The following is a 24,044-nucleotide window of genomic DNA, read 5'->3' on the forward strand; positions in this document are numbered from 1 at the left end:
CGTCTATCTCAGCTCGCCCAACCACCCGGCGCATGGCATCATGAAATGCCTGAATCCAAGAGCTGGCCATGGAAATTGATTGGAACCAAATCGGAACCTTGAAGCACATCGGTGGCGGCTACGATATCCGGACGGATCCATTGAACATCCTGGTGACCACTGCGAAGCAGGGGCACGAGGGCGAAGTCGCTGACATGCTTATCGTGATGGACGATGGAACCGTCATTCCACCGGACGGGATCATGCGTCTGGCACGGGCGCCGGGCCGGATCCGTTAGGCGATCCGGAACCTGCTGCGTCAGCAGTAGTGAACGCCTGCCACGTGCAGTCGCGGCAGGTGGAACGCTGCCTGGTTCCGTGAAGACGAAGGCTGCGTGGGGCTGGCCTACAGCATCACGTGGTCTTTGCAACTCGGAGGACCGGCATTGCTAAGTTCGCTTGGCATCCATCACAGGAACCTGCAATGACCCAGACGTCCACGCGTGTACTGCTCGGCCTCTGCCTGATCCCGGCCGCAGCCTTCGCACAATCCGACCGCCAGGTGGCCGAGGACATGGTTACCCGCGCTGCCAATGTCTGCCCCGGCCACAGCAACGAGCGCACCACGCCTACAGTGAAAAAGGTGCCGGTCGGCGCACTGCGGGTCATGCTCGATCGTGGGCTGGTGATGTGCCCGGACCGCCGGCTGGATGCCTCTGCACCCGCGGTGTTCTACGGCCGCATTGGTGTATTTGGTTGGAATCCGGAGGTGCCGGCTGCTGCGACGGTGGTTGTCGCCAAGATCGATCAGATGACCCGCAAGGATGAATACCCGGTGGAAACGCTGGTGTGGGATGCCAAGGGCGCGGCCCTCACCCAGCAGACGGTTCCGGCGTTCGAGCCGCGCCCCGGTGCGGCGGTGCTGTACAAGGTGCGCTGAGCGTCGCGCTACCTGGTAGATGCCCACCTTGGTGGGCGTTCGGGTCCTCGCGCGTGGTGACGGAGTCGTGCCCACCAAGGTGGGCACCTACCAAAGCGATGCGACGTGGCATCCGGTAATGAAGCGCGATCAGGCGCTTGGCCCACCATGGTGGGCAGCTACCCGTATCGGGGCGCTACCTTGTCGGAGCATCTGCCGTCTGTGCGGCCACCATCGCCTGCTGCATCTCCTTCAGCGACAGATAGCCATCGCCATCAGTATCCAGTCCCGCGAAATACTTCGCGATTTCCGGCACCACCGCGGCTTCCTTCCTGCTGATCTTTCCGTCTTTGTCGGCATCCATTTCCTTGAATGCGACGTCGATCGAATCGGCCTTTCTGCTGAAACGTTCCTGCTGGAATCTCGCGTACTCGGCCTTGTCGACGTGCCCATCCTTGTTGGCGTCCATCGCGGTGAACGTGGAATCGATATAGCCCTGTCCAGGGTCGGCCGGTGCGGCTGCGGCAAGCAACGGGGCAACACAGAGTGCAATCAACAATGTGGTCCTGGTCATGGGTTCCTTTTCCTTGGGGGGCAGTCAGCGGCAGGGATAGGTGTAGCCGTCGGCGCTGCGGTAGGTATCGTTGCGGCGGTCATAGTTGCCGTAGCGGCGTATGCAGTAGTCGGCGCGCTCGCGGGTCTCGCGTTCGCGCTTGGCGGCTGCGGCAATCACACCAGCCACCACCGCCGCGCCCACTACACCCACCACTACGCCGGTTGTCCTGGCCTCGTGGCGGCGCTCGCGTTCCCGATCACGTTCGCGCTCACGCTCACGGCGCTCCCATGCATCACGATCGCGGTCACGGTAGTCCTGGTTCCACTGCGGGCTGTAGCGGTCGCCGCGTTGCGCATGGGCGTCGCCGGAGTAAGGCAACAACACCAACAGGTTCGCAGCCGCCGCCAGCAACAGCGCGGCTCTTCCTGGTTTCATGAACATCGTCAAGCTCCTGTGCGGACATTGTCGGTAGCTGCAGTAGACCCTGCAGACATTGCGCGAACCTGCCGCCACTGCAGGCAGTGCAGTGGCTATTGAACCAGCGCCTCCACCGGATCCAACTGGGCGGCGCGCCGCGCTGGCAGGAAGCCGAAACCAATGCCGATCAGGCTGGAACAGGCGAAGGCGGCCAGAATCGAATTGGCAGAGAACACCAGGCTGAAACCCACGTTGGCCAGCTCCAACGCGGCGCCCAGCGCCAGGGCTACGCCGATACCGAGCATTCCGCCGAGCAGGCACACCAGCACCGATTCGATCAGGAACTGCTGCAGGATGTCGCTGCGTCGCGCGCCCACCGCCATGCGCACGCCGATCTCGCGTGTGCGCTCGGTCACCGACACCAGCATGATGTTCATCACCCCGATTCCACCCACCACCAGCGCGATGGCGGCGATGGAGCTGATCATCATGGTAAGGATGCCGGTGGTCTGTTCGATGGACTGCCGGATCTGGGCGTTGTTGCTCATGTAGAAATCGGTGCTGCCGTGGCGGCGTGCGAGCAATCGCCCGATGGCCCGCTCGGCCACTTCCATGCTGATTGCATCGGAGACGCGCACGGTGATGCTGGACACATGGCTCTGCCCCAGCATGCGCGCCATGGTGGTGGTGTAGGGCAGCCACACCCGCAGCAGTGAGGCGTCGCCGACGGCGCCGGCGTCCTTCTTCACCACGCCCACCACGCGTACCGGCACGTTGCCCAGCAGCAGGGTCTGGCCGATCGGGTCTTCCTGTGCTGCGAAGAACCGTGCACGCGTATTGGCATCGATCACCACCACCTGCTGGTAGCCTGCCACGGCAGGTGGGCCGAAGAAGGCGCCTTCGCCCAGCTTCAAGCCGTGCACACGGAAGTACTGCTCACTCACGCCCTGCATCTGCACGTTGGCCGAGCGGTTGCCGCGCTGGGTAGTGCCGCTGCTGGCGACGCCGGGCGTGGCGCTGTCCACGAACGGCTGCCCGGCCAGCGCCATGTTGTCGCCGGGCGTCAGGGTTTCCACCTGTGCGGCGTGCACGTCGCCGAAGCCGGAGCCCGGATAGATCTCGATGGTGTTTGTGCCCAGCGAGGAGATGTTGGACAGGATGGCCTGCCGTGCGCCGGTGCCCAGCGCCACCACCGCCACCACCGATGCAATGCCGATGATGATGCCGAGCATGGTCAGGAAGGTACGCATGCGGTGCGCGTTCATCGCGCGCAGGGCCATGCGGAAGGCTTCGCCGAAGCGGTCGCGCATGGCCTGCCAGCCACTGCCTTCGCTGCGCTGCGGCAGGGCCGTCGCTGGCGCTCCTGCCAGCAGGAGCCTGCCCGTGGCACGATCATCGACAATGCGGCCATCGCGGATTTCGATGATGCGCTGTGCATGTTCGGCCACGGCCATGTCGTGGGTAACCAGCACCACGGTGTGGCCCTCGGCATGCAACTCGCCCAGGATCTTCATCACCTCCTGGCCTGAATGTGTATCCAGTGCGCCCGTCGGCTCATCGGCGAAGATCACCGCGCCGCCGTTCATCAGTGCGCGCGCAATCGAAACACGCTGCTGCTGGCCGCCTGACAGTTCGCCAGGCAGGTGCTGCAGGCGCTCGCCCAGGCCAAGCCGCGCCAGCAGCTCGGCCGCGCGGGCGTGGCGCGTGGCAGCCGGCATCCCCGCATAGATCGCCGGAACTTCCACGTTGCCCAGCGCGGTCAGGTCGGTCAGCAGGTGGTAGCGCTGGAAGATGAAACCAAAGTGCTCACGGCGCAGTTCGGCCAGTTCGTCCGGTGACATCTGCGCGGTCTCGCGACCGGTGATCTGATACGCGCCGGCCGAGGGCCGGTCCAGGCAGCCCAGAATGTTCATCAGCGTGGATTTGCCCGAGCCGGATTGGCCGACGATGGCCACCAGCTCACCGGCGCGGATATCCAGGTCGATGCCGTCGAGCACGACCAGGGTCTGTTCGCCGGCTGCGAATTCACGGCGGATGCCGCGCACGCGCAGCAGTGGTGCGTCCTGCGTCACGTCCATCATGGCTGCGCGGCGGCTGTGGTGGCAGCATCGCCGGTCTGCGCCAGTACCACCTGCTCGCCCTCCTGCAGGCCACTGCGCACTTCCACGTTGATCTGGTCGTCCAGCCCGGTGGTGATGCGCCGCAGGGCCGGGTGGCCATCCGCGCCGCGCACCTGCACGCTGTAACTGCCATCGGTGGCGCGCGCACCCAGCGCGGCCGAGGGAATGGTCAGCACGCCCTTGGCGCGCCCCAGCACGATGCGTACCTGCGCCGTCATGTAGCTGCGCAGGCGGCCATCGGCGTTGTCTACGTCGAACTGGCCGTTGTAGTACATGGCGGTGCGGCTGGCGCCCGCCGAAGCACCTGCCGGAGCGAAGCCGGAGGTGTCTTCGTTGGTGATCGATTCGGGAGCCGGCGCAATGTCGCGCAGCGTACTGCTGTAGCGACGTCCTGCGTCGCCAAGAATGGTGAAGAACGCTTCCTGGCCAATGGAGGTATGCACGACATCTGCCTCGGAAATCTCCGCGTATACCGTCATCACGTCCTGGTTTCCCAGCATCACGATGGTCGGTGCGCTCTGTACCGCGTTCACGGTCTGCCCCTGGCGCGCCACCACGGCCAGCACGGTGCCGTCGGTGGGGGCGGTGATACGGGTGTACTCGAGGTTGGTCTGCGCGATATCCACCTCGGTCTGCCGCCGCACGATCTCACCTTCCAGCGCGGCGATCTGTTCCCGGGTGGCATCGACCCTGGCCTTGGCCGCATCGACGTCGGCGCGTGCCACGAGCTGCGACGCGACCAGCTGCCGTTGTCGATGCAGTGTCAGCTCGAGCTGGCGCAGGTCGGTGGCCAATGCATCGCGGTTGGCACGCGCGGTGCGCTGTGCGGCCCGGGCGCTCAGCAGTGCATTGCGCTGGGTCCGCGAGTCGATATCGGCGATGGGATCGCCGGCCCTCACCTTGTCGCCCAGCTTTACATGCAGGGTGTCGATGCGGCCAGAAACCTGTGCACCCACGCTTACCAGTCGCGAGGGCTTCAGCGTGCCAGTGGCCTCCACCACCTGTTCGATGTTGCCGCGAACGACCGGTGCAACCTGCAGTTGTGGTGGCGGTGCGGGCCGAAGCCAGGCAAACAGAATCAGCGCGCTGCACAGCAGGGCGACAGCAATGATGAGCGCACGACGGCGCTTGCGCGGTACGGCGCTCATCTGCGCAGCATCCAGGGGAGACAGGTCATCGGTAGTCCTCGCGACAGAAGAAGTGCACGTCTGTCGTGGCAGAAGTGGAGGTCTGTCGAGTCTCGATGCGCTGGATTGCGTGAACCTTGCGGGTCTATCGTCGTGTCAGCGTCCGGCAGGAAGGGCGAGCAGTGCTGCGGCGATGAACTGCAGGCCACTACCGAGAACCAGCAGCGCATTGCGCAGGCGGTGGCTTGCCAGCCGCGCACCGCAGAGTTGACTCGCCGCGCCGGCCAACAACCAGAAGAACGTTGCAACCGGCAGCTTCGTCATGCCTGCACCGATGGCGATCGGCAGCGCACTGGCAATCATTGCCCCGGCGGCATGACCATCCAGAGCGCGCAGCAGCGGTGGCGTTGGGCGCGAGGTTGCCGCTCGCCATGCTGCCAGCCCATGCAGGGCGGCATGCACGGCGACGAACAGGAATACGGCAGCGGTCGCCGCTGCACTCGTGTGCCGATACGTTGAAGCCACCAGCGCAATGCCGGGCAGCAGCAGGAACAAGGCGCCGAACAGCCGCAGCAGCATGCCGGTGCGCTCGACTTCGGGAACTGTCCGCAGCCACAGTGGCCAATGTTGCAGGCCGAGCGCGGGGCCAGAGCGTGGGCGACGATTCCATGCGGCAGACGTAAGGCCCGGCGAATTCCGCAGTGGCACAGTGCGCGTGGAAGAGGACGGTGGAGGAGCTCCCTGGGTCACATGCAGGCTTCCTGTCAGATCCGGACGCAGCACCCTCAGGGGTGCCACTCACCTGAATGCTGGGCAGCGAACATTGCCGCAACCTTGCGCCTCAACCGCGGCCGCTGCGCCTGGACAGCCGAGAGTCATCCACGTGGGGGAGGCGCTCAGTGCGCCGGCGCCGGCGCACCGGTGACGCCTGGATGCAGCGGGAACTCGACGCGGATCAGGGCACCGCCAGCGGGTGCATCCAGAATCGTGACGTGGCCGCCGTGGCGGTCCATCACCTGCCGCACCAGATTCAAGCCCAATCCGGCGCCTGTCTGCCGGGGGCGCAGGCGCTGGAAGGGTTCGAACACGCGTTCGCGCTGGTCGACCGGAATGCCGGGGCCATCGTCTTCCACCTCAAGGCTGCTGCCCTGCACGCGCACGATGATGTGGCGCCCACCGTGCTCGGCGGCATTCAGCACCAGGTTGGAGAGCACACGTTCGATGGCGCCGGGCTCGCCCAGTACCGGGAAATTCGGTTCCACCGCCAGGGCGACCGTCTTGTCGGACTGGATCAGCAGGGGGGCCAGATCGGCGACGACCCGCTTGGCTACGCGCGCCAGGTTGAGGGAGTCCTTCGGGCCATTTTCTTCCATGCGGTGCAGGTCCAGAAGCTGCTCGGCCAGCGTTGCCAGCCGAGCGACTTCCACGGCCAGGCTGCGCGAGGTGGAATCATCGGTCGCATCGATCTTCAAGCGCAGGATGGCGATCGGCGTGCGCAGCTCATGGGCGGCGGCGGCGATGAAGCGGCGTTGCCGTTCGTGCTCTTCGTCCAGGCGGTCCAGCGCTTCGTTCACCGCGGTCACCAGGGGGGCGATCTCTACCGGCACTGCGGTCTCTGTCAGGCGGATGCCGCGGCGGCTGGCGGAGATGTTGCGTGCTTCCTGCGCGATGCGTTCCACGCCGGCCAGAGCGCGACGCACGATGATCGGGGTCAGGATGATGGTGGCCAGGCCCAGCAGCAGGAAGATCGGCAGGGTGATGATGTGTGCAGCCAACGCCATCTGCCAAGTCAGCGTATCGGTTTCGCCATGCGCCATGATGGTCAGCTTGCCGGCCGGACCGCTGTGCTGGCGTATCACCGTGGCCAGGCCATCGTTGCGGCCGCGTCCGCGCAGGTCGCCGTAGGGAATGCCGTCGAGGGCGCCGACCAGCGAGGCATAGGCAGGCGGAACGTCGCCGAAGGTCACATGGTGCCCATGTTCATCCTCGGCGATGAACCACGCGCCGGGGACGATCTTCAGCAGTTCGTCCAGCTCCGGTGTGTGTTCCACATACAGTTCGCCCTTGCTGTCGCGGTGAACGGCCTCTGCCGCCACCGGGGCGAAGGTCTGGATGGTGTAGTAGCCGCCGCTGTCGACACGCACCAGCACCATCAGCAGCGCGAAGAACGCCACCAGCAGTGCGAGCAGCTGGTAGATCAGCGTTTTGACGATCAGCGGGCGCTTCAGTGAGGGTCGAAGCGCCATTACTTCGTTTCCCGCATCAGATAGCCGACACCCCGGATGGCATGGATTTCCACCCTCGCATCCGCGTCGGCCAGTTTGCGCCGCAAGCGTGAGACATGCGAGTCCAGCGTATTGGAATGGATGCCGTCGTCGAAGCCGTACACCGCCATTTCAATGGACTCGCGCAGCACGGTGCGGCCCAGTCGGCGGGCGAGGACCGCCAACACGCGGATCTCGCGGCGCGGAAGCTCCAGCCGCTGTCCGCCCACGCTGGCCTCGCCCGAAGCGGGGTCGAACAGCAGCCGGCCGATGCTCACCGGCTCTACCTGCATGCCGCTCGGCCGGCGCCCGGCTGCACGGATCCGCGCGAACAGTTCTTCCAGTGCGAAGGGTTTGGCCAGGTAGTCGTCGGCCCCTTCATCCAGGCCGGCGATGCGGTCCGGTAACTGCCCCAGCGCGCTGAGCACGATGATCGGTACCCCGGGGTTGCGCTCACGCAACAGTGAAATCAATCCCAGCCCGTCACCGTCGGGCAGGGTGCGGTCCAGCAACACCAGGTCGTGCGATCCGAGCAGGGCTGCTTCGCGGGCCATCGCCAGGGTGCTGGCCAGGTCCACCACGTAGCGCTCGCGCTGCAGGGCGGACTTCAAGGTAGCGGCCAGTTCGGATTCGTCTTCGATCAGCAGGATGTGCATCGGCGGGAGTGGGTCGGGAACGGGGGCGCCAGGCCGGCTTCGGCACGGGCCGGCACCGTATTACAGGAACATTGCGTGAACATGGCGTGCCTTCAGGGCATCCGGTGACACTAAGGGCCGCTTGGCGCAAGGTTCCCGCAATCCGGGCACGCCAGCCTTGGCGCCCGTTCGCTGATCCCAAGGCCTTGAAGTGTCCATGAAGTTGTTTGTCCCGCTGCTGTTCGTTGCCGCGCTGGGCGGCTGCACCACCGCCAGGATGACCGTCTCCCCCGATGGACGCCGTGGCGTTTCCATCGACTGCAGCGGTTCCAGTTCCTGGAATGGCTGCTACGAAAAGGCTGGTCAGATGTGCCCAGGAGGCTATGTGGTCTTCAGCAAGGATGGCGACGACGGCAACACCATTGCCGTGGCGAACAAGAATGGGTTCACCTCCATCCAGATGGCCACCCGCTCGATGCTGGTGGCATGCTCGCACTGACGCTCGAAGGGGAGGTGGGTTGCCACCTCCCCTCGGTGCGCTCTGCGAGCGGCGTCAGAAACTGGCTTTCGGTTACGGGAGCCCGCAGTTGCCCTTCGCCATGCAGGCGACGAACGCGGGGTAACACACCTTCTCGCCCTTGCCGGCGGCCAGGCAATCACTATAAGCGTCGTGACAAGGGCGGCAGCGATCCGGTTGAGCGGTCGCGCTGCCGATTCCAAGCGTCAGTGCAATGGCGGTGACAACAACAGACAGTTTGAATCCCATCTTCATGTTCCACTCCTTTGACAGCCCTCCTTGGGCAACGGCGACGCTATAGGCGGAGGTGGTCGCGCACAAGTGACTGGAAGCATCGGAGGTTTCGGAAACGGGTGAACCCGTGTCACGCAATGACCGCTTGCCTTTGGTGGGCTCAGCCACAGGGGCGCCCTTTCAGAAGCTGTAGGCGGCCTGCACATACACCCGCCGCGGCTCGCCCGGGAAGTGCCCGTTGCGCTCGATGAAGCCGCTGGCGGCATACACCTTGTCGAACAGGTTCTTGACGTTGGCCTGGAGCTGCCATTGCTTCCACGTGGTCTTCCAGCTCATGTCGAACACGGTATGGGCCTTCACCGTCTGTCCATCCAGGCTCACGCGCTCGTCCACATGATCGGCACCAAAGCCGATGGCGGAGTTGATCGCCGGCAGGTCGTAGCGGGTCCACAACCCCAGCTTGTTGTGCGGTGCATTGGCGAAGCGGCCACCGGAGGCATTGGTGATGCCGTTCGGGCCGGCGTCCTTCACCCGTGCGTCGTTGTAGGCGTAGGTCAGGTTCACCACCCAGCGCTCGGTGACGTCGGCCAGCAGGTCCAGTTCCATGCCGGTGCTGCGCACCAGCCCAAGCGCGGCCAGCTGGTTCACCCCGTCCATTACTTCACCGGTGGCCTGCACGATGTTGCTGCGGTCGATGCGGTACGCCGCCATGTTCAAGGTCACGCGATCGGCCAACAGGGATTTCATGCCGACCTCCCACTGCTTGCTGCGCTCGGCATCGAACGGGCCGCCGGCAGCGGGATTCTGGTTGGCCGCGCTTTGCGGCACGAAACCGCTGGCCACGTTGGCGTAGATGTTCAAGCCGTCGCGGACGGTGAACGTGCTGCCCAGGCGCCAGCTGAGGTCGCTGCCATCGACACTGCTGCGGCCAATGCGGTCGTCGTCCTTGAAGCCATCCCAGCGCAACCCGGCCAGCACATGCCAGCGTGTGGTCAGCGCCAGTTCGTCCTGCAGGTAGGCACCGTGGCGCGTGCTGCGGGTGGAGGTGCTGCGCCAGGGCAGGGCGCCCAGGTTGTAGTCATGCCAGGTGCTGGCCCCATAGATCGGGTGGAACAGATCGATGCCGCGTACCGGCCCGGCGCCGCGCGCAAGGTCGGCGCTGTTGGCGGTCTGCGCAGTGAAATCCGCATCCAGTTGGTACACATCGGCGCCAAACAGCACCTTGTGCTCGACTGCGCCGGTGTTGATCCTCCAGACCGCATTGGCGTTGGCGGTGAACGCCTCGTTGTCGCGGATCTGGTTGCGCAGCTGGCGCGTCATCCACTCGGCCACACCATCGCGGTCACGATCGATCAGTCCCATCGGCTCGTGGTACATCTGGTGTTCGTTGTTGCTGAACCAGCGGGCGGCGAAATCCACGTCCAGAGTGTCGCGTGGCGCGAAGCGATACTGTGCCAGCGCCACCTTGGCCCGCATGTCGAGAAAGTCGCTGGCCTCGTTGTGGTTCCAGCGGCGATCGGTGAGGAAGGTGCCTGCATCGTTCACCGGCACGCCGCGCAAGCGGTTGCCGCCCAGGTCCTGGGTGATGTTGGTGAACTGCAGCACCAGCTCGCCGGTCCGGCCGATGTCGAAGGCCAGAGAGGCATCGCCGATCACGCTCTCGCTGTCGGCATTCCAGCGCAGCCCCTGTTCGCCGTCGGCATACAGGCCGGCACGGTAGCGAACGGTGCCGGCGGTGTTCAGCGGGCCGGTTCCTTCGATCGAGCCGGCACGGAAGTTCTTGTTGCCCAGCTGCACTTCAATGCGCCGTTCGGCGGTGGCCCTGGGCTTGCGGGTCACATAGTTGATGACACCCCCGGCATCGCCGCCGCCATACAAGGCACCGGCCGGACCCTTCAGTACTTCCACGCGCTCGATGTTGAACAGCTGCGGCACCGAAAAGCCGGCATACGGGTCACCGCGCAGGCCGTCATAGAGCACGTTCTCCTGGCGGAATCCGCGCAGGGTCACCCCGGCATAGCTGAAGAAGCTGATGCCGCTGATGCTGCGGTACAGGTCGGTCACCTGGCGCGCGGCCTGGTCGTCGATCAACTCGCGCGGGATCACCTGGATCGACTGTGGAACCTGCTCGAGTGGTGTATCGGTGCGGGTGCCGACCGCCGCATCGTCCACCCGGTACAGCGTCTGGGCGCGGCCGCGGACCTCCACTTTGTCCAGGTCCCTGGGGGCGGCAGTCTGGGGCTCGGCGGCCTGCGCGAGCGGGGCCAGGGGCAGGGTAAACGCAAGGCACAGGGCGCGCTGCAAGGCTGTCGGACGGGGCATGGGGGGAGTTGGCATGGCTGCAAATGAGAAAGATTAGCATTTGCAACACTTCGTGACCTATCCCCCGCATGCGCTATGGACGTGCGTGCGGGTCCGTGTAGGGGGTGCCGGCGAGGGCCGCCAGCACGCCGGTGGCACCACGCACGATCACCTGCACCATGGCCTCGCGCGGATCCTCGCCTTGCAGCTGGCTGGCCAGTCCCTTCTCATAGGCGGCCACCATTGATGCCATCAGCATGGCCGCGGCCAGTCGGGCTTCTGCGTCATTGGTGTCCCGGCCTGCGGAGACCGCCATCAACTGTGCGAGGTCATCGGTCAGCTGGGCCTGCAATCGGCGTGCATGCGCGACCAGCATGCGCGACCAGCACCGGGCTGCCGGCCACGGTGGCCCAGAAGGCGGCCGCGCCGCCATTGATCCGCAGCAGGGGATGGCCACGGTCCAGCAGTTCGCGGACAAGTGACTGGAAGGCGGCCAGTGGAGTCAGGCCGCTGCGCGCCGCCATGCCCTCGCGCAGCAGCGCCCGCGCTTCCTCGTCGCGGTCGAACACCAGGTCCTCCTTGCTGGCGAAATAGTTGAAGACCGTCTTGCGCGAGACCCCGGCGGCCTCGGCAATCCCGGACATGGACACGGCTTCGAAGCCGTGCCGGATGATCAGTTCGGTGGCGACGTCCGAAATCAATTGGCGGGTCTCGGCCTTGCGCTGCTCGCGGCGGCCCGGAGGCGGGGTCATGGGCGGTTCACTTGTTGAAACGTACACCGAGTGTAACATTCGAATCTACAGAGCGCCGGCCCGGTGCTCACAAGGAATTCCCATGGTGTACGACGTCGTGATTGCCGGCGCTGGCCCGGTCGGTCTGTTCCTGTCCTGCGAACTGGCCCTGGCCGGGTGTTCGGTCGCGGTGCTGGAGCAGGCCGAGGTGCCCGAATCACCGCTGAAGCGGCTGCCCTTTGGACTGCGCGGTTTGAACGCGCCCACGCTGGAAGCGCTGGACCGGCGCGGTCTGCTGGACGCGGTCGCCGCCAGCCAGGTGCTGAAACCGGACAAGGGCGCACCACCACCCGGCACGGCTCACTGGCTGGCGCAGCCGCGGCCGCTGGGTGGCCATTTCGCTGGCATCCCGTTCGCGCTGGACAACGTGGACATCGAGCGTTGGCGCTGGCGACTGCCAACGCCGGTGGGGGTGCAGATGGCGATTGAGCTGCAGGCGCTGGAGGCGGTGTTGGCCGAGCGGGCAAGCGGGTTGGGCGTACGCATCGACCGCGGTTGCGCAGTGCAGGCGGTGACAGCGGAGGAGGCGCAGGTTGCGGTGCAGACCGGACGCGGCAGGGTATACGGCCGTTGGCTGGTCGGTTGCGATGGTGCCCGCAGCACCGTGCGCAAGCAGTCGGGCTTCAGCTTCGCTGGCACCGAGCCGGAGTTCACCGGCCATTCGCTGCGGGTCGAGCTGGCAGATCCGTCGGTGCTCACGCCGGGGCGCCAGTACACCGCGCACGGCATGTGCAATTTCAATCCACCGGATGTGCTGGCGCTGGCCGATTTCGACGGTGGTGCTGGCCATCGGACCGTGCTCGACCAGGGTGCCGCGCAGGCGTTGCTGCGTCGGGTCTCCGGCCGCGATGCAACGATCACCGCGCTGCATCTGGCCACCACCTGGACCGATGCCGCACGCCAGGCCACGGCCTATCGCAACGGCCGCGTGCTGCTGGCCGGTGACGCCGCGCACATGCACTCGCCCTTGGGTGGGCAGGGGTTGAACCTCGGTATCGGTGACGCAATGAACCTCGGCTGGAAGCTGGCCGCCGTGGTGCGGGGTGATGCTGATGAGGCACTGCTGGACAGCTATCAGGCCGAACGCCATCCGATCGGCGCCAGGGTGCTGGACTGGTCACGCGCGCAGGTTGCGCTGATGCGTCCGGGGACTGGCGCACGCGCGCTGGCGACGGTGATGGCGGATCTGGCCGACACCCGTGATGGTGCGACCTATCTGGCCGAACGGGTCTGGGGCGTTGCCCAGCAGCTCGATCTGGGCGATGGCCATCCGTTGGTCGGTCGCAGCGTACCGGACGTCCTGCTGGCCGATGGCCGCCGCCCAGGGGAGGTGCTGAGGGCAGGGCAGGGCGCGCTGCTGGTGTTCGAGACAGGGGCTCCGTTGCTGCAGGCTGTTGAATGCTTGCCGCAACGCCCTCCATGCATCATGTCGGAGCAGGAGGGCGTGCTGGGGCTGGGCGCGGTTCTGGTCCGCCCCGATGGCATCGTCGCCTGGGCCTGCGACGCGGGCGGTGATAAGACGGGGTTGCCCCAGGCGTTGCAGCGCTGGTTCGGGATGGCCGCCTGACCCTCACGGTGAAGGCGCAGCCGTGCAGGCTGCGCCGGCCACGATTACAGATCCTTCTTCTTGCCGCTCAGGTCGATCGGCCGGTCACTGCCCTTGCGCTCGCTCGACCACACTTCCATGCCCTTGTTGCAACGGCTCTCGCGGGCGGCCACGTCGCGCGGCAGATCCTTCAGGTGCGGCGATTCCTGGCAGGCCTGGTGCATGTTGCTGTCGTCATAGGTGGCGCAGGCACTGAGCGATGCCAGGGCGATGGCGGTCAGGGCGGCGCGGTACAGGGGCTGCAGGGTCATGGGTGGTCTCGGGGTGATGCCGGAGCGGCCATGGCATTCCAATCCGTGATGCTGGGCACGCACAATCCGACCGATCGCACTTGTTATTTTGTAACGTTTTGGTGATAGTCGGGCACTTGCGTGGTCAGGCGATGCAGACCACCAGCACCGTGCACAGTGCCAGCATCAGCACGAAGACGCGGCGGCTCAGCGCGAGGCACGCGAGGTAGGCGGCCAGCGCCCAGGCGCCCAGCACGGCGCAGGCCAGCAGCCACAATCCCGTCGCCATCAACGAGCCGTTGGTCAGTACCGACAGGGCGATCGCCTTGAACAGCGCCACGCCGAGTACCCCGCCGAGTACACCCGCCTGCAGGGCAACGGCATCGTGGCAGGCAGGGGCGGGGTGGTGGAGCATGCGGGCCGGAGTTGTCATACGGAAGGGGGGGGCGCAGCTACTGTGCCCGACCGCATATCCACGCCGTGTGTTCTTCGCGTGCGTCAAACGCATGCAGCGCGACGTCCTCAGTCGAACTCGCCCTCGGCCGACTCGAGCCGCTGCCGGTAGGCCGCGCGGTGCTGGTACAGGCGCTGGCATTCGGCCGACCTGTGGATGCGGCTGCCGGGTTCGTTGGCCACCGAGTCGCACATCCGCGCGATGTGGTTGTTCTCCGCCAGCTCGGTGACGAAGAACACGGCGGTGATACCGGTGCCGAGCAGCACGACATACAGCAGGCGGCTGAGCCAGCGCGACAGCTTCCGCTCGAAGTGCTGCTGGATGGTCAGGTCGAAGCGGATGATGCTGAGCACGATCCAGACGATGGCGACCAGGAAGCAGATCGTGGGCAGCAGGCCGCGCCAGATTCCTGCTTCGTACACCGACTCGCTGTAATGGACCGCTGCACCGGCACCGGCGATGGCGATCGCCAGCGCCCAGTTGCGGCCCAGCGAGAGCAGGTCATCGAGCAGCTTTTCGCGGTTCCTGGTTGGTCCTGCTGCCACGGTGGTTCCTTCTGCGTGCTGCGACCGGCGACGGATTGCCGCCGATCGTGCAGATGGTGGAGCATCGCTTCGACGATGAGAAGCCTGCCCGCTCAGTTGCCGCCCGCGCGTGCACCGATCCAGCGCCGGTAGCGGCGGGTCCGGCATTTACCGGCCGCCTGTGCCAGCAGCAGTGCCCATACCGGTGAGACACCCGGCGCGGTGGGGCGGCGGCGGCTCAGCCGAGCCAACTGGTATTTCACCGCCGCCATGTGTGCGCTGGCCGCCAGCGGCTTGCTGCGCCAGTTGATGTTGCGCAACGCGGGCACCTGGTCGCGGCCCTGTTGCCAGTGGTGTGGCAGATCCGGCTCGATCGCCAGCGCGGTGGCAATGCCGACCATCGCAACGCCGCTGTCCAGTACCTGCTCGGCCACCGCGCGGCGGCGGATGCCGCCGGTGACCATCAGCGGCATCGTCGCCACCGTGGCGATCTCACGCGCGAACTCCAGAAAGTAGGCCTCGCGGGCCAGGCTGCGCTCGTCGCGCGCGGCGCCGGTCATGGCCGGTGCTTCATAGCTGCCACCGGACAGCTCGACCAGATCCACGCCGAGTGGCGCCAGCATCTCCACCACGGCGCGCGCATCCTCGGGCGAGAAGCCGCCGCGCTGGAAATCTGCGGAGTTGAGCTTCACCGCCACTGCGAAGGCGGGCGACACCGCCGCGCGCACGCCCTGCACGATCTCCAGCAGCAGGCGTGCACGGTTGTCCAGGCTGCCGCCCCAGCGATCCTCGCGACGGTTCGACAGTGGCGACAGGAACTGGCTGAGCAGGTAGCCGTGCGCGGCATGGATTTCCACACCACTGAAACCGGCACGTTCGGCCAGCTCGGCGCTGCGGATGAAGCGGGCGATCACGTCTTCGATATCCGCCTCGGTCATCGCCCGCGGCGGCGCGAACTGTTTGGACAGTGCGCCCATGTCCAAGGGGACCGCCGAAGGCGCCAATGCCGGTTGGCCGAGGGCGGCCGGCATCTGCCGCCCGGGATGGTTGATCTGCATCCACATCTGCACCCCGCGCGAGCGCGCGGTGTCGGCCCAGGCGATGAAGCGCTCCAGGTGGCGATCGTCTTCCAGTACCACGCCGCCCGGGCCGGTCATGGCGCGGCCATCGACCATCACGTTGCCGGTGATGATCACGCCGGCGCCGCCGTCGGCCCAGCGCTGGTAGAGCTCCAGCAGCGCGGCCGAGGGCGCGTGATCGTCGTCGGCCATGTTTTCCTCCATCGCCGCCTTGGCGATGCGGTTGCGGATGACGGCACCGGAAGGCAGTGCCAGGGGCGAGAACAGCGACATCGGACAGCTCCAGGACAGGGGAATGGCGCTACGCTAACCTTCAAGTTTGATTGAAGGTCAACGGGTTCCAATGTCGAGGATTCAGGCAGATGAAGATCGGTGAGCTGGCCCGCCTCACGGGCCTGGCAGCGTCGCGGATCCGCTTCTATGAGGACGCCGGACTGCTGACAGTGCAGCGCCAGGCCAATGGGTACCGCGATTACCCGGAGCAGGCGGTACTGCTGCTGGAGCTGATCACCGGTGCACAGCGCGCAGGCTTCAGCCTGGACGAGATCCGCGCGCTGCTGCCACCGGACATGGGCCAGTGGCAGCACGATGCACTGATCACGATGCTGCAGCAGAAGGTGGTCGACATCGAGGCGCTGCAGTTGCGGCTGGCACAGAGCCGGACGCACCTGCTGGCTCTGATCGAAGACATCCAGGCGCGGCCGGAAGGCATTGATTGCGCCGCCAATTCGCGGCGGGTGCTGGACCGCGTGAAGCGTGGTGAGCTGGCGCGGCCGACGCTGGCGGCGGGCGATGTGGCGATGCTGCGACCGGATCGCCGCCGCCGCAGGGGTGGCGACTGACGACCCGGCACGGTAGTCAGTGGCTGCCGGCGACGGCGGCCTTGCGCTTCTTGTCCAGCATCACCGCCACGCACCACAGCAGCAGGCCGCCGATCGCGGTGGCCGCGCCGACGTAGCCGGTGCTGGCCGGGCTGAAGCCGGCGCTGATCGCCATGCCGCCCAGCCACGGGCCGAGTGCATTGGCGGTATTGAAGGCGGCATGGTTGGAGGCGGCGGCCAAGGTCTGCGCCTCGCCGGCCACGTCCATCAGGCGGGTCTGCAGCACCGCAGCCAGCGCGCCCATGGTGCCGACGGTGATGATCATCGGGCCGATGGTCCACACCGACTGTGCGGCCAGCGGATACAGCAGCAGCATCACGATCGACCACAGCAGCACCACGGCGGCGGCCTTGAAGTGGAACTTGTCCACCAGCCAGCCACCGGCGATGTTGCCGATGATCGCGCCGATGCCGAACACGCCCACCGCCAGCGGCATCCACGATTCAGCCACGCCGGTGACCTGCACCAGGGTGGGTGCCAGGTAGGTGAACACGCAGAACATGCCGGCGAAGCCGACCGCGCCGATCGCCAGTGCCAGCCACACCTGGGTGGTATTGAACGCGCGCAGTTCGCGCATCGGCGAAGTTCGCACCTCATCCGGGTCCGGCAGCAGGAAGCGCGCGATCATCGCCACGGTGGCAATGGCCAGCACGCTGACCAGGGCGAAGGCGGTGCGCCAGCTGAGCTGCTGGCCGAGCCAGGTGGTCAGCGGATTGCCGACCAGGATCGCGATCGACAGGCCCAGCAGCACCCGCGACATCGCCTGGCCGCGCTGGCCGGCGGGGCTGATCGCCGCTGCGACCAGCATTGCTACGCCGAAGTAGGCGCCGTGCGGCAGGCCGGCAACAAAACGTGCCACCAGCATCGTGCCGTAGTTCGGGGCCAGCGCACTGGCCAGATTGCCAATGGCATAGAAACCCATCAGCGCCAGCAGCAGCTTGCGGCGCGGGAAGCTGGCGCCGACGAAGGCCAGGATCGGCGCACCGACCACCACGCCGATGGCGTAGGCGCTGATCAGGTGGCCGACCTGGGTTTCGGAGATCGACAGCCCACGGCTGATTTCCAGCATCAGGCCCATGCTGGCGAACTCGCTGGTGCCGATGGCGAAGCCGCCCAGTGACAGGGCGAGGATGATCAGGGTGCGCTGACGGGGCGTCAGCCGCGCAGCCAGGGAAGAGTTGGGGCTCATGCGGGGGCGCGATGGGGGCGGGGAGCCGGGCATTGTACTGCTGCAACGCAGCAGGGATCACCGCATGCTGCCAAGAAACAGCGTTCGGCCGGTGGAGTCCACGGCCGGTCAGGCCCGGATATGCATGTCGCTCCAGATGGCGAACGCGACGGGTTCCATCTGCGTCTCCAGCTCGGCGAGCACGATGTCGCGAACCCTGATCAGGGCCGCGTGGTGTGCGGACAGTGACGTGTCGCGGGTGCCCGTGGTGGATCCAGGTCCGCCAACACACTGCTCCAGCGAGCAGGCCGCCTCCATCAGGTGCTGCAGGCGCTGCTGCGGCGTGGCTCCGCTCCCCGCATCCGACGACGATTGACGCTGGCCCAGTGCAGCGAGGGCCATGCTGTACTTGCCGCGCAGGCGCTCGGCCAGCGCGGGGGCCAGCTGCCGCAGGCGCCTTGGATGGGCGTTGTCCGCGATATCGGCCAGCTTCACTTTCAAGGCCAGTGGATGTTCACGGATGCGTGCGTAATAGTGGGTTGCATCCTGCGCGCTGTGGCGGCTGAGCAGGTTGACCGTGTCGCGAATCGGCGGTGGAAACGCCTGCATCCGGTCAGCGAAGTCCGGACAGTCCTTGACCACATCGTGCAGCCACGCTGCGGCCTTGGCCATGTCATCGTCGCGGATCGCCGCCGCCACTCGCGCCACATGCTCGATATAGGGGTGGCCGGCCTTGTCCTGTTGCCCTGCGTGGGCTTCGGTGGCCAATGCGCGTGCCTGGGCAACCCAGTCCATGTTCGCGTCCTGCAGATGGAGGCTCGATTATCACCCGGCTTTCGCGCCAGGGCGTTGACTGGCCGTGGAGCGCTGGTTAGTGTGACGCCACCTGCAAGCTGCAGGTGTCTACCGAGTGTGGTTTTTCATGTTGGAGAGTGTCGTCATCGGATAACCCTTCCCGTGTGTCTTCCGGGAGCGGTTATCGAATGCGTGGTTCCTTGGCCGGGCGCTGTTGGCAGCCCGTGTCGTCCGCATTTCCGATTACGCAGGATCTCTCTTTCCATGAATATCTCCCGAGCGGAGCAGAGGACGCTGCACGTCCTCGCCCAGGGTGGCTGCATTGCCTGCAGCCGTGATGGCTCAGGCCGCGTGCGCGGTGTCGAATGCTTCAACCGTGAAGGACTGCTGCTGAGCGATTGCACGTTGGCCGTCTTCAGGAAGCTGAAAAACAAGCGCCTGATCAGTTCGCACGATGGCCGCCCCTACCGGATCAATCGTGCCGGACTGGTCGCGGTGCGCCCGCAGCTGGACAATCGCTGATGCACGATGCATCGCTTCTTTTCCATTGTGTTTCCATGGCGCGGCAATGCCGCGTCGACCGAGGTGTCCCTTGAACTACATTCTTCGTACCGAAAATTCCGCTGACATCGCCGGCATCCATGCGTTGACCCGCGCTGCCTTTGCCAACGCGGCACACAGCAGCCACACGGAGCAGTTCATCGTCGATGCGCTTCGCGTGCGCGGCGAGCTGGCGGTTTCACTGGTGGCCGAGGTGGATGGACACTTGGCCGGCCATGTGGCGGCCTCGCCGGTATCGATCAGCGATGGCAGTCGCGGTTGGTTTGGCCTGGGGCCGATCTCGGTATTGCCCGAATGGCAGGGGCAGGGCATCGGTGCGGCGTTGATGCGGGCAGCATTGGAAGCCCTGCGACAACAGGGCGCACAGGGCTGCGTGCTGCTGGGCGAGCCGGCGTACTACGGCCGCTTCGGCTTCCGTGCCGAGCCAGGCCTGGTGCTGCCGGGTGTGCCGGCGGAGTACTTCCAGGCACTCTGCCTGCAGCCTCCGTTGGCACAGGGCGAGGTGCAGTACTCACCGGCGTTCGAGGCGACGGCCTGATCCACGCCTGGCGCGTTCCCGCTCAGGGCGCGCGCCAGACGGTCGGTTCGGGTTGCGGCTTTGGAATGCGGTAGCCGCCGATATGCTCGAGCAGTGCATTGGTACGGCGCTGCTCGAGCAGTACCTCGCGCAGCAGGTTGCGCACGGCAAAGATGGCGAACGGCACGAGGATCCAGACCAGGCTGATGCCCAGCGCAAACAGGGTCAACAGGGCTTTTGCACCATCCATGCACGGCGTTCCTTGATCGAAAGCAGCCACGCTAGCACGCGGCGGCTGCCAACGGATGTCAGGCCTTGTGCCGGAGATGGATCAGGGGATACGGGCGGCCCTGGGAATCCAGTGGCGAACGACCGGTTTCGACGAAGCCCATGCGCAGGTAGAAGCCTACGGCCTGCGCATTCTGTGCGTTGACGTCGGTGCTCAGCTGCGGGTGCAGCGCCAGTGCGTGCTGCAGCAGCTGCCGGCCGATACCAGTGCCGCGCACGTCGGGATCGATGAACAACGCTTCCATGTGGCTGCCGTCGATCAGCATGAAGCCCTGTGGCTGGTCCCGTGCATCGACAGCGACGGTCATCGGCGCCTGCGGCAGGAAGCCTGCCACTTCGGCATCGATGGCCTGGCGGTCTTCGGCACTGAGAAAGTCGTGGGTGGCGTCGACGGCGCGACGCCAGAGTGCGACGAGGGCGGCGCCATCGTCGGCGCGCGAGGGGCGCAGGGTGGTCATGTGTTCACCAAGGTGCTTAGCAGGAGCGTGCAGTATGAGGCTTTCCGGTAGCGCGTGCAGGCGCGGCGTCATCCCGCATCGCGATGGCGGATGAAGGGGCTGAACGCAGGTGCTTCCGCGCGCAGCACCACACCTTCTTCGAAATCCTCGCTGTCATTGAAGGGCACAGTCGGCCACTGCGACCACCGGGCAAGCCGTTCGCGGTAGTCGCGGGCAGCCGTGGCGAGTGCCTCGTCGTGCGCCTGCACACGGTCTGGCGGAAGTCCGGAACGCACGCCGTGCACCACATGCGGTTCCATCACGTCGAAGCCAACATAGCGCAGGCTGTACATCAGCGGCCAGAGCAGCAGCCGGGTATCGCCCTCGCGGCCGTCGATCGCGCAGGCCCGTGCCGATGAGCCGGTGGTGACGCTCAGCAATGCACGCTTGCAGCGCATCACGCCGTGTTCGTGGCGCTGGCGGCTGTTGTACATCGGCCCGTAGACCAGCACGCGGTCCAGCCAGCCCTTGAGGGCGGCCGGTGCAGCGAACCACCATAGCGGGAACTGCAGGATCAGCAGGTCGGTGGCCTGCAGCAGTTGCAGATGGCGTTGCACCTCGGCAGGCAGCTGGCCTTGTTCGGCGCTGTGCCGTTGTTCGCGCTGGGCATCGAAGCGGCCGGGCTGCAGGCGTTGAGGATGGTGGTGCGCGGCTTCCAACGGGTCGAAGCCTTGCGCATACAGATCGATCACGTTCACCTGCAGGTCATCCTGCCGCAACTGCTCGGCGGCCTGCGTGGCAAGGTGGGCGTTGAAGGAACGGGGTTCGGGGTGGGCCAGCAGGATCAGGGCGCGCATGAGCAGAGGGCGTGTTGGAGTGTGCGACCATCCTCGCGATGCCGGCGAACTGTCGCAATTACGTACCTTGAGGTAACCATGGCCTATCCCGGTGATGTCTATGCCGCCGACTGCTCGGCGCGCGATGCGCTGGCACTGATCTCCGGCAAGTGGGTAATGCTGCTGTTGCCAGCGTTGGCGCAGGGCCCACAACGCAACGGCGCGCTGCTGCGGAAGATCGAAGGCATCTCGCAGAAAGTGCTGACGCAGACATTGCGCCAACTGGAGCGCAACGGTCTGGTCGAGCGCTGCGATCTGGGCAGCAAGCCGATGCATGTCGAGTACAGGTTGACCGAGGTTGCGCGCGGCCTGGTCGAGACGCTGTCCGCCCTGGACCGCTGGGCCGAGCACAACTTCCCGGCGCTGGATGCGGCCCGCGAGCGCTTCGACGCGCGTTAGCGGCGCCTGCACGGCCCCGGGCGTACAATGCGGCCCCGGCGGCCATCCTGGCCCTGCAGACACACGAGAACCGCCATGACCGATGCCCTGGGTGTACCGGTGCACGACGCCGACGAACACTGGATGCGCCATGCGCTGGCGCTGGCCGAACGCGCGCAGCGCGAGTTCGATGAGATTCCGGTGGGGGCGGTGCTGGTGGGCGCCGACGGCCAACTGCTGGGTGAGGGCTGGAACCTCAACATCGCCTCGCACGACCCAAGCGCACATGCCGAGATCGTGGCCATGCGTGCCGGTGGCAAGCGGCTGGCCAATCATCGCCTGCTTGGCAGCACGCTGTACGTGACCCTGGAGCCGTGCGCGATGTGCGCGATGGCGATCGTGCATGCGCGTGTCTCGCGGCTGGTCTACGGCGCCAGCGATCCCAAGACCGGCGCCTGCGGCAGCGTGTTCGACCTGCTCGGCGATGCCCGCCACAACCACCGGGTGGAGATCCACGGCGGGGTGCTGGCCAAGGACGCCAGCATGCGCCTGACCAACTATTTCCGCGCCAAGCGTGGCAAGCCACCGCTGCTGCTGGAAGACCACGGCGGCGAGGGTTGAGGGGCGAACGGGTATGATGGGCGCCTCTTTCCACCACCGGTAGGCCGCGCGCCTGCCCAGCAGCGAGGCGACACATGGCGGACAACGGCGCGGCCAACGAACGACTGATCTGGATCGACCTGGAGATGACCGGGTTGGATACCGACAATGATTCGATCATCGAGATCGCGACCGTTGTCACCGATGCCCAGCTCAACGTGTTGGCCGAAGGCCCGGAATTTGCCATCCACCACCCGCTGGAAACACTGGAAGCGATGGACGAGTGGAACCGCAACCAGCACCGCCGTTCGGGCCTGTGGCAGCGCGTGGTGGACAGCACCACCACCCTCGGCCAGGCCGAGGCACAGACGGTGAACTTCCTGGCGCAGTGGATCCCGGCCGGCCTGTCGCCGATGTGCGGCAACTCCATCTGCCAGGACCGCCGCTTCCTGCACCGCCAGATGCCGCGCCTGGAGAAGTACTTCCACTATCGCAATCTGGACGTGTCCACGGTGAAGGAACTGGCCAAGCGCTGGGCGCCGAACGTGGCCGCCGGCGTGGGCAAGAACAGCAACCACACCGCACTGAGCGACGTGCATGATTCGATCGCCGAGCTGCGCCACTACCGCCAGTTCATGGGCGCGCTGTCGGGCCTGCCGACTGCTTGAACGCCGCCGCCGGGCATGGCCCGGCACTACCGGGTGACACGCGAACTGGTAGTGCCGGCCGCTGGCCGGCAATTCAGCGGCCTTCGTGACGTGTATCAGGTTGCCGGCCAGCGGCCGGCACTACCCTCCGTTCAACTCCCTGGCGCTAAGATCGGCGCCATGAACGAGCCCATCCTGCTCCCCCGCGACATTGCCCACGACGCCCGCGATTGGTCTGACCTGCAGCGGGCGATGACCCTGTTGGAAGCACCGACCCTGACCGCGCGCATGGCCAACCTGGTCGGCACGCCACTGGAGTTCGCGGTGAAGGCATTGCCCAAGGCGGTCTCCGGCCGCATCCACGGTGCGGTGCAGGCAGCACTGTCCAAGTCGGCGCAGGCGGCGCTGTGGAGCATGGACAACACGCCCGGCAAGGGGGCATCCACCCGCTGGCACAAGCTGGCGGCAGCGACCTCCGGTGCGGTGGGCGGCGCCTTTGGTTTTGCCGCGCTGTTCATCGAGCTGCCGGTATCGACCACCATCATGATGCGTGCGGTAGCCGACGTGGCCCGTAGCGAGGGCTTCGACCTGTCCGAGTTCAGCACACGCCAGGCCTGCCTGGAGGTGTTCGCGCTGGGCGGCAACTCGCCGCGCGATGACGCCAGTGAGACCGGCTACTACCTGGCCCGTGGCTTCACCGCCGATGTGATGCGCCACCTGTCGGCCGAGTTGGCCGGGCGCGTGGTGACCGGCCGCGACCTCACCCTGGGCGTGGCGCCGAAGGAAGCCGGCAAGCTGCTGGCGAAGATGGTGGAGAAGGTGGCCGCGCGCTTCGGCGTGGTGGTCACCGAGAAATTCGCCGCACAGGCGGTGCCGATCGTGGGTGCGGCCGCCGGTGCGACGCTCAATACGATGTTCACCGATTACTACCAGGACATGGCGCGCGGCCACTTCATCGTGCGCCGGCTGGAGATCAAGTACGGCGAAGACGTGGTGCGCACCTGCTATGACCGCGTGGCGCATGGCGGGGCATTGATCGAGCCCACGCTGTAGCCGGCTTCGGGGTCAGAGCCCTCTGCGTTGCAAAGGGATCCGACCCCGGTTGCGCGCGGGGTCGGATCCC

General features: G+C 66.3%; 29 protein-coding genes and 1 pseudogene. 11 read left to right on the forward strand and 19 right to left on the reverse strand.

Annotation, left to right across the window (positions count from 1 at the left end; translation table 11 throughout):
• Positions 1 to 68 precede the first annotated feature (68 nt).
• Complete coding sequence (locus D5301_RS14530) at positions 69 to 278, forward strand: hypothetical protein (protein WP_153856052.1); 210 nt, start codon at positions 69 to 71, stop codon at positions 276 to 278.
• A 185-nt stretch (positions 279 to 463) separates the two neighbouring features.
• Entirely contained in the window at positions 464 to 919 is a 456-nt protein-coding gene (locus tag D5301_RS14535) for a hypothetical protein (protein WP_153856053.1), read from the forward strand.
• A gap of 175 nt (positions 920 to 1,094) precedes the next feature.
• On the opposite strand, the gene D5301_RS14540 is transcribed toward D5301_RS14535, so the two are convergent.
• The 7 genes from D5301_RS14540 to D5301_RS14570 form a co-directional block, all read right to left on the reverse strand.
• Positions 1,095 to 1,472 (reverse strand): EF-hand domain-containing protein, encoded by a 378-nt coding sequence (locus D5301_RS14540; protein WP_153856054.1) that lies wholly within the window; start codon positions 1,470 to 1,472, stop codon positions 1,095 to 1,097.
• A 24-nt stretch (positions 1,473 to 1,496) separates the two neighbouring features.
• Complete coding sequence (locus D5301_RS14545) at positions 1,497 to 1,895, reverse strand: hypothetical protein (protein ID WP_110712751.1); 399 nt, start codon at positions 1,893 to 1,895, stop codon at positions 1,497 to 1,499.
• Positions 1,896 to 1,984: 89 nt separating this feature from the next.
• The gene (locus D5301_RS14550) at positions 1,985 to 3,949 is read right to left on the reverse strand and encodes a MacB family efflux pump subunit (protein ID WP_343200927.1); all 1,965 of its coding nucleotides are present in this window, start codon (positions 3,947 to 3,949) and stop codon (positions 1,985 to 1,987) included.
• The gene (locus tag D5301_RS14555) at positions 3,949 to 5,139 is read right to left on the reverse strand and encodes an efflux RND transporter periplasmic adaptor subunit (RefSeq protein ID WP_153856056.1); all 1,191 of its coding nucleotides are present in this window, start codon (positions 5,137 to 5,139) and stop codon (positions 3,949 to 3,951) included. Before D5301_RS14555 ends, D5301_RS14550 begins: the two co-directional genes overlap by 1 nt.
• A 135-nt stretch (positions 5,140 to 5,274) precedes the next feature.
• Positions 5,275 to 5,697: a hypothetical protein gene (locus D5301_RS14560; protein WP_228756415.1), complete on the reverse strand. Its 423-nt coding sequence runs from the start codon at positions 5,695 to 5,697 to the stop codon at positions 5,275 to 5,277.
• Between the two features lie 317 nt (positions 5,698 to 6,014).
• Positions 6,015 to 7,364, reverse strand: coding sequence for a HAMP domain-containing sensor histidine kinase (locus tag D5301_RS14565; RefSeq protein WP_153856057.1), 1,350 nt, complete (start codon positions 7,362 to 7,364; stop codon positions 6,015 to 6,017).
• Entirely contained in the window at positions 7,364 to 8,038 is a 675-nt protein-coding gene (locus D5301_RS14570) for a response regulator transcription factor (protein ID WP_110712747.1), read from the reverse strand. The genes D5301_RS14565 and D5301_RS14570 overlap by 1 nt, the downstream gene beginning before the upstream one ends.
• Positions 8,039 to 8,234: 196 nt before the next feature.
• Here D5301_RS14570 and D5301_RS14575 point away from each other — a divergent pair, with 196 nt between their 5' ends.
• The gene (locus tag D5301_RS14575) at positions 8,235 to 8,516 is read left to right on the forward strand and encodes a hypothetical protein (protein WP_153856058.1); all 282 of its coding nucleotides are present in this window, start codon (positions 8,235 to 8,237) and stop codon (positions 8,514 to 8,516) included.
• A gap of 72 nt (positions 8,517 to 8,588) precedes the next feature.
• Here D5301_RS14575 and D5301_RS14580 read toward each other — a convergent pair whose 3' ends face one another.
• From D5301_RS14580 to D5301_RS14590, 3 genes and pseudogenes are all read right to left on the reverse strand, one after another.
• Positions 8,589 to 8,789, reverse strand: coding sequence for a hypothetical protein (locus tag D5301_RS14580; RefSeq protein ID WP_153856059.1), 201 nt, complete (start codon positions 8,787 to 8,789; stop codon positions 8,589 to 8,591).
• Positions 8,790 to 8,948: 159 nt separating this feature from the next.
• A complete protein-coding gene (locus D5301_RS14585; protein WP_153856060.1) occupies positions 8,949 to 11,090 on the reverse strand; it encodes a TonB-dependent receptor in 2,142 nt (713 codons plus the stop codon).
• A gap of 73 nt (positions 11,091 to 11,163) precedes the next feature.
• A pseudogene (locus D5301_RS14590) lies at positions 11,164 to 11,821 on the reverse strand (TetR/AcrR family transcriptional regulator).
• Between the two features lie 82 nt (positions 11,822 to 11,903).
• Here D5301_RS14590 and D5301_RS14595 point away from each other — a divergent pair.
• Entirely contained in the window at positions 11,904 to 13,427 is a 1,524-nt protein-coding gene (locus tag D5301_RS14595) for an FAD-dependent monooxygenase (RefSeq protein WP_153856061.1), read from the forward strand.
• Between the two features lie 44 nt (positions 13,428 to 13,471).
• On the opposite strand, the gene D5301_RS14600 is transcribed toward D5301_RS14595, so the two are convergent.
• From D5301_RS14600 to D5301_RS14615, 4 genes are all read right to left on the reverse strand, one after another.
• Positions 13,472 to 13,717: a hypothetical protein gene (locus tag D5301_RS14600; protein ID WP_110712742.1), complete on the reverse strand. Its 246-nt coding sequence runs from the start codon at positions 13,715 to 13,717 to the stop codon at positions 13,472 to 13,474.
• 124 nt (positions 13,718 to 13,841) lie between these two features.
• Positions 13,842 to 14,111: a hypothetical protein gene (locus D5301_RS14605; protein ID WP_153856062.1), complete on the reverse strand. Its 270-nt coding sequence runs from the start codon at positions 14,109 to 14,111 to the stop codon at positions 13,842 to 13,844.
• A 107-nt stretch (positions 14,112 to 14,218) separates the two neighbouring features.
• Complete coding sequence (locus D5301_RS14610; RefSeq protein WP_180847881.1) at positions 14,219 to 14,695, reverse strand: hypothetical protein; 477 nt, start codon at positions 14,693 to 14,695, stop codon at positions 14,219 to 14,221.
• 92 nt (positions 14,696 to 14,787) lie between these two features.
• A complete protein-coding gene (locus D5301_RS14615; protein ID WP_153856063.1) occupies positions 14,788 to 16,026 on the reverse strand; it encodes an NADH:flavin oxidoreductase/NADH oxidase family protein in 1,239 nt (412 codons plus the stop codon).
• A gap of 89 nt (positions 16,027 to 16,115) precedes the next feature.
• Here D5301_RS14615 and D5301_RS14620 point away from each other — a divergent pair, with 89 nt between their 5' ends.
• Positions 16,116 to 16,595: a MerR family transcriptional regulator gene (locus D5301_RS14620; RefSeq protein WP_153856064.1), complete on the forward strand. Its 480-nt coding sequence runs from the start codon at positions 16,116 to 16,118 to the stop codon at positions 16,593 to 16,595.
• Positions 16,596 to 16,611: 16 nt separating this feature from the next.
• Here the strand turns inward: D5301_RS14620 and D5301_RS14625 are convergent, their stop codons facing one another.
• Positions 16,612 to 17,823, reverse strand: a complete 1,212-nt coding sequence (locus tag D5301_RS14625; RefSeq protein ID WP_110712737.1) for an MFS transporter — start codon at positions 17,821 to 17,823, stop codon at positions 16,612 to 16,614.
• Positions 17,824 to 17,931: 108 nt separating this feature from the next.
• On the reverse strand, positions 17,932 to 18,597 hold the full coding sequence (locus tag D5301_RS14630; protein WP_153856065.1) for an HD domain-containing protein: 666 nt from the start codon (positions 18,595 to 18,597) through the stop codon (positions 17,932 to 17,934).
• 264 nt (positions 18,598 to 18,861) lie between these two features.
• On the opposite strand from D5301_RS14630, the gene D5301_RS14635 reads away from it, so the two are divergent.
• Positions 18,862 to 19,119 (forward strand): YjhX family toxin, encoded by a 258-nt coding sequence (locus tag D5301_RS14635; protein WP_110712735.1) that lies wholly within the window; start codon positions 18,862 to 18,864, stop codon positions 19,117 to 19,119.
• A 70-nt stretch (positions 19,120 to 19,189) separates the two neighbouring features.
• Positions 19,190 to 19,696: an N-acetyltransferase gene (locus tag D5301_RS14640; protein ID WP_153856066.1), complete on the forward strand. Its 507-nt coding sequence runs from the start codon at positions 19,190 to 19,192 to the stop codon at positions 19,694 to 19,696.
• A 22-nt stretch (positions 19,697 to 19,718) separates the two neighbouring features.
• Here D5301_RS14640 and D5301_RS14645 read toward each other — a convergent pair whose 3' ends face one another.
• The 3 genes from D5301_RS14645 to D5301_RS14655 form a co-directional block, all read right to left on the reverse strand.
• Positions 19,719 to 19,925, reverse strand: a complete 207-nt coding sequence (locus D5301_RS14645) for a hypothetical protein (RefSeq protein WP_153856067.1) — start codon at positions 19,923 to 19,925, stop codon at positions 19,719 to 19,721.
• Between the two features lie 58 nt (positions 19,926 to 19,983).
• Positions 19,984 to 20,421, reverse strand: a complete 438-nt coding sequence (locus tag D5301_RS14650; RefSeq protein ID WP_153856068.1) for an acetyltransferase — start codon at positions 20,419 to 20,421, stop codon at positions 19,984 to 19,986.
• A 68-nt stretch (positions 20,422 to 20,489) separates the two neighbouring features.
• A complete protein-coding gene (locus D5301_RS14655) occupies positions 20,490 to 21,257 on the reverse strand; it encodes an NAD(P)H-dependent oxidoreductase (RefSeq protein WP_153856069.1) in 768 nt (255 codons plus the stop codon).
• A gap of 78 nt (positions 21,258 to 21,335) precedes the next feature.
• Here D5301_RS14655 and D5301_RS14660 point away from each other — a divergent pair, with 78 nt between their 5' ends.
• The 4 genes from D5301_RS14660 (at position 21,336) to D5301_RS14675 (ending at position 23,974) form a co-directional block, all read left to right on the forward strand.
• Positions 21,336 to 21,695, forward strand: a complete 360-nt coding sequence (locus D5301_RS14660) for a helix-turn-helix domain-containing protein (protein WP_153856070.1) — start codon at positions 21,336 to 21,338, stop codon at positions 21,693 to 21,695.
• Positions 21,696 to 21,770: 75 nt separating this feature from the next.
• On the forward strand, positions 21,771 to 22,295 hold the full coding sequence (gene tadA, locus D5301_RS14665; protein ID WP_110712729.1) for a tRNA adenosine(34) deaminase TadA: 525 nt from the start codon (positions 21,771 to 21,773) through the stop codon (positions 22,293 to 22,295).
• 74 nt (positions 22,296 to 22,369) lie between these two features.
• Positions 22,370 to 22,942 (forward strand): oligoribonuclease, encoded by a 573-nt coding sequence (gene orn / locus D5301_RS14670; RefSeq protein WP_110712728.1) that lies wholly within the window; start codon positions 22,370 to 22,372, stop codon positions 22,940 to 22,942.
• A 159-nt stretch (positions 22,943 to 23,101) separates the two neighbouring features.
• A complete protein-coding gene (locus D5301_RS14675) occupies positions 23,102 to 23,974 on the forward strand; it encodes an EcsC family protein (protein ID WP_153856071.1) in 873 nt (290 codons plus the stop codon).
• The last annotated feature ends 70 nt before the right edge of the window (positions 23,975 to 24,044 follow it).

Origin of the sequence: Stenotrophomonas sp. MH181796, assembly GCF_009659995.1 — a bacterium.
GTDB classification, from domain to species: Bacteria; Pseudomonadota; Gammaproteobacteria; order Xanthomonadales; family Xanthomonadaceae; genus Stenotrophomonas; species Stenotrophomonas riyadhensis.

What these genes read in the sequence shown, in the direction of transcription:
- D5301_RS14530 (WP_153856052.1), top strand. Translation starts at nt 69, where the DNA reads ATGGAAATTGATTGGAACCAAATCGGAACCTTGAAGCACATCGGTGGC.
- D5301_RS14535 (WP_153856053.1), top strand. Translation starts at nt 464, where the DNA reads ATGACCCAGACGTCCACGCGTGTACTGCTCGGCCTCTGCCTGATCCCG.
- D5301_RS14540 (WP_153856054.1), bottom strand. Translation starts at nt 1,472, where the DNA reads ATGACCAGGACCACATTGTTGATTGCACTCTGTGTTGCCCCGTTGCTT.
- D5301_RS14545 (WP_110712751.1), bottom strand. Translation starts at nt 1,895, where the DNA reads ATGTTCATGAAACCAGGAAGAGCCGCGCTGTTGCTGGCGGCGGCTGCG.
- D5301_RS14550 (WP_343200927.1), bottom strand. Translation starts at nt 3,949, where the DNA reads ATGGACGTGACGCAGGACGCACCACTGCTGCGCGTGCGCGGCATCCGC.
- D5301_RS14555 (WP_153856056.1), bottom strand. Translation starts at nt 5,139, where the DNA reads ATGAGCGCCGTACCGCGCAAGCGCCGTCGTGCGCTCATCATTGCTGTC.
- D5301_RS14560 (WP_228756415.1), bottom strand. Translation starts at nt 5,697, where the DNA reads ATGCTGCTGCGGCTGTTCGGCGCCTTGTTCCTGCTGCTGCCCGGCATT.
- D5301_RS14565 (WP_153856057.1), bottom strand. Translation starts at nt 7,364, where the DNA reads ATGGCGCTTCGACCCTCACTGAAGCGCCCGCTGATCGTCAAAACGCTG.
- D5301_RS14570 (WP_110712747.1), bottom strand. Translation starts at nt 8,038, where the DNA reads ATGCACATCCTGCTGATCGAAGACGAATCCGAACTGGCCGCTACCTTG.
- D5301_RS14575 (WP_153856058.1), top strand. Translation starts at nt 8,235, where the DNA reads ATGAAGTTGTTTGTCCCGCTGCTGTTCGTTGCCGCGCTGGGCGGCTGC.
- D5301_RS14580 (WP_153856059.1), bottom strand. Translation starts at nt 8,789, where the DNA reads ATGAAGATGGGATTCAAACTGTCTGTTGTTGTCACCGCCATTGCACTG.
- D5301_RS14585 (WP_153856060.1), bottom strand. Translation starts at nt 11,090, where the DNA reads ATGCCCCGTCCGACAGCCTTGCAGCGCGCCCTGTGCCTTGCGTTTACC.
- D5301_RS14595 (WP_153856061.1), top strand. Translation starts at nt 11,904, where the DNA reads ATGGTGTACGACGTCGTGATTGCCGGCGCTGGCCCGGTCGGTCTGTTC.
- D5301_RS14600 (WP_110712742.1), bottom strand. Translation starts at nt 13,717, where the DNA reads ATGACCCTGCAGCCCCTGTACCGCGCCGCCCTGACCGCCATCGCCCTG.
- D5301_RS14605 (WP_153856062.1), bottom strand. Translation starts at nt 14,111, where the DNA reads ATGCTCCACCACCCCGCCCCTGCCTGCCACGATGCCGTTGCCCTGCAG.
- D5301_RS14615 (WP_153856063.1), bottom strand. Translation starts at nt 16,026, where the DNA reads ATGTCGCTGTTCTCGCCCCTGGCACTGCCTTCCGGTGCCGTCATCCGC.
- D5301_RS14620 (WP_153856064.1), top strand. Translation starts at nt 16,116, where the DNA reads ATGAAGATCGGTGAGCTGGCCCGCCTCACGGGCCTGGCAGCGTCGCGG.
- D5301_RS14625 (WP_110712737.1), bottom strand. Translation starts at nt 17,823, where the DNA reads ATGAGCCCCAACTCTTCCCTGGCTGCGCGGCTGACGCCCCGTCAGCGC.
- D5301_RS14630 (WP_153856065.1), bottom strand. Translation starts at nt 18,597, where the DNA reads ATGGACTGGGTTGCCCAGGCACGCGCATTGGCCACCGAAGCCCACGCA.
- D5301_RS14635 (WP_110712735.1), top strand. Translation starts at nt 18,862, where the DNA reads ATGAATATCTCCCGAGCGGAGCAGAGGACGCTGCACGTCCTCGCCCAG.
- D5301_RS14645 (WP_153856067.1), bottom strand. Translation starts at nt 19,925, where the DNA reads ATGGATGGTGCAAAAGCCCTGTTGACCCTGTTTGCGCTGGGCATCAGC.
- D5301_RS14650 (WP_153856068.1), bottom strand. Translation starts at nt 20,421, where the DNA reads ATGACCACCCTGCGCCCCTCGCGCGCCGACGATGGCGCCGCCCTCGTC.
- D5301_RS14655 (WP_153856069.1), bottom strand. Translation starts at nt 21,257, where the DNA reads ATGCGCGCCCTGATCCTGCTGGCCCACCCCGAACCCCGTTCCTTCAAC.
- D5301_RS14660 (WP_153856070.1), top strand. Translation starts at nt 21,336, where the DNA reads ATGGCCTATCCCGGTGATGTCTATGCCGCCGACTGCTCGGCGCGCGAT.
- tadA (WP_110712729.1), top strand. Translation starts at nt 21,771, where the DNA reads ATGACCGATGCCCTGGGTGTACCGGTGCACGACGCCGACGAACACTGG.
- orn (WP_110712728.1), top strand. Translation starts at nt 22,370, where the DNA reads ATGGCGGACAACGGCGCGGCCAACGAACGACTGATCTGGATCGACCTG.
- D5301_RS14675 (WP_153856071.1), top strand. Translation starts at nt 23,102, where the DNA reads ATGAACGAGCCCATCCTGCTCCCCCGCGACATTGCCCACGACGCCCGC.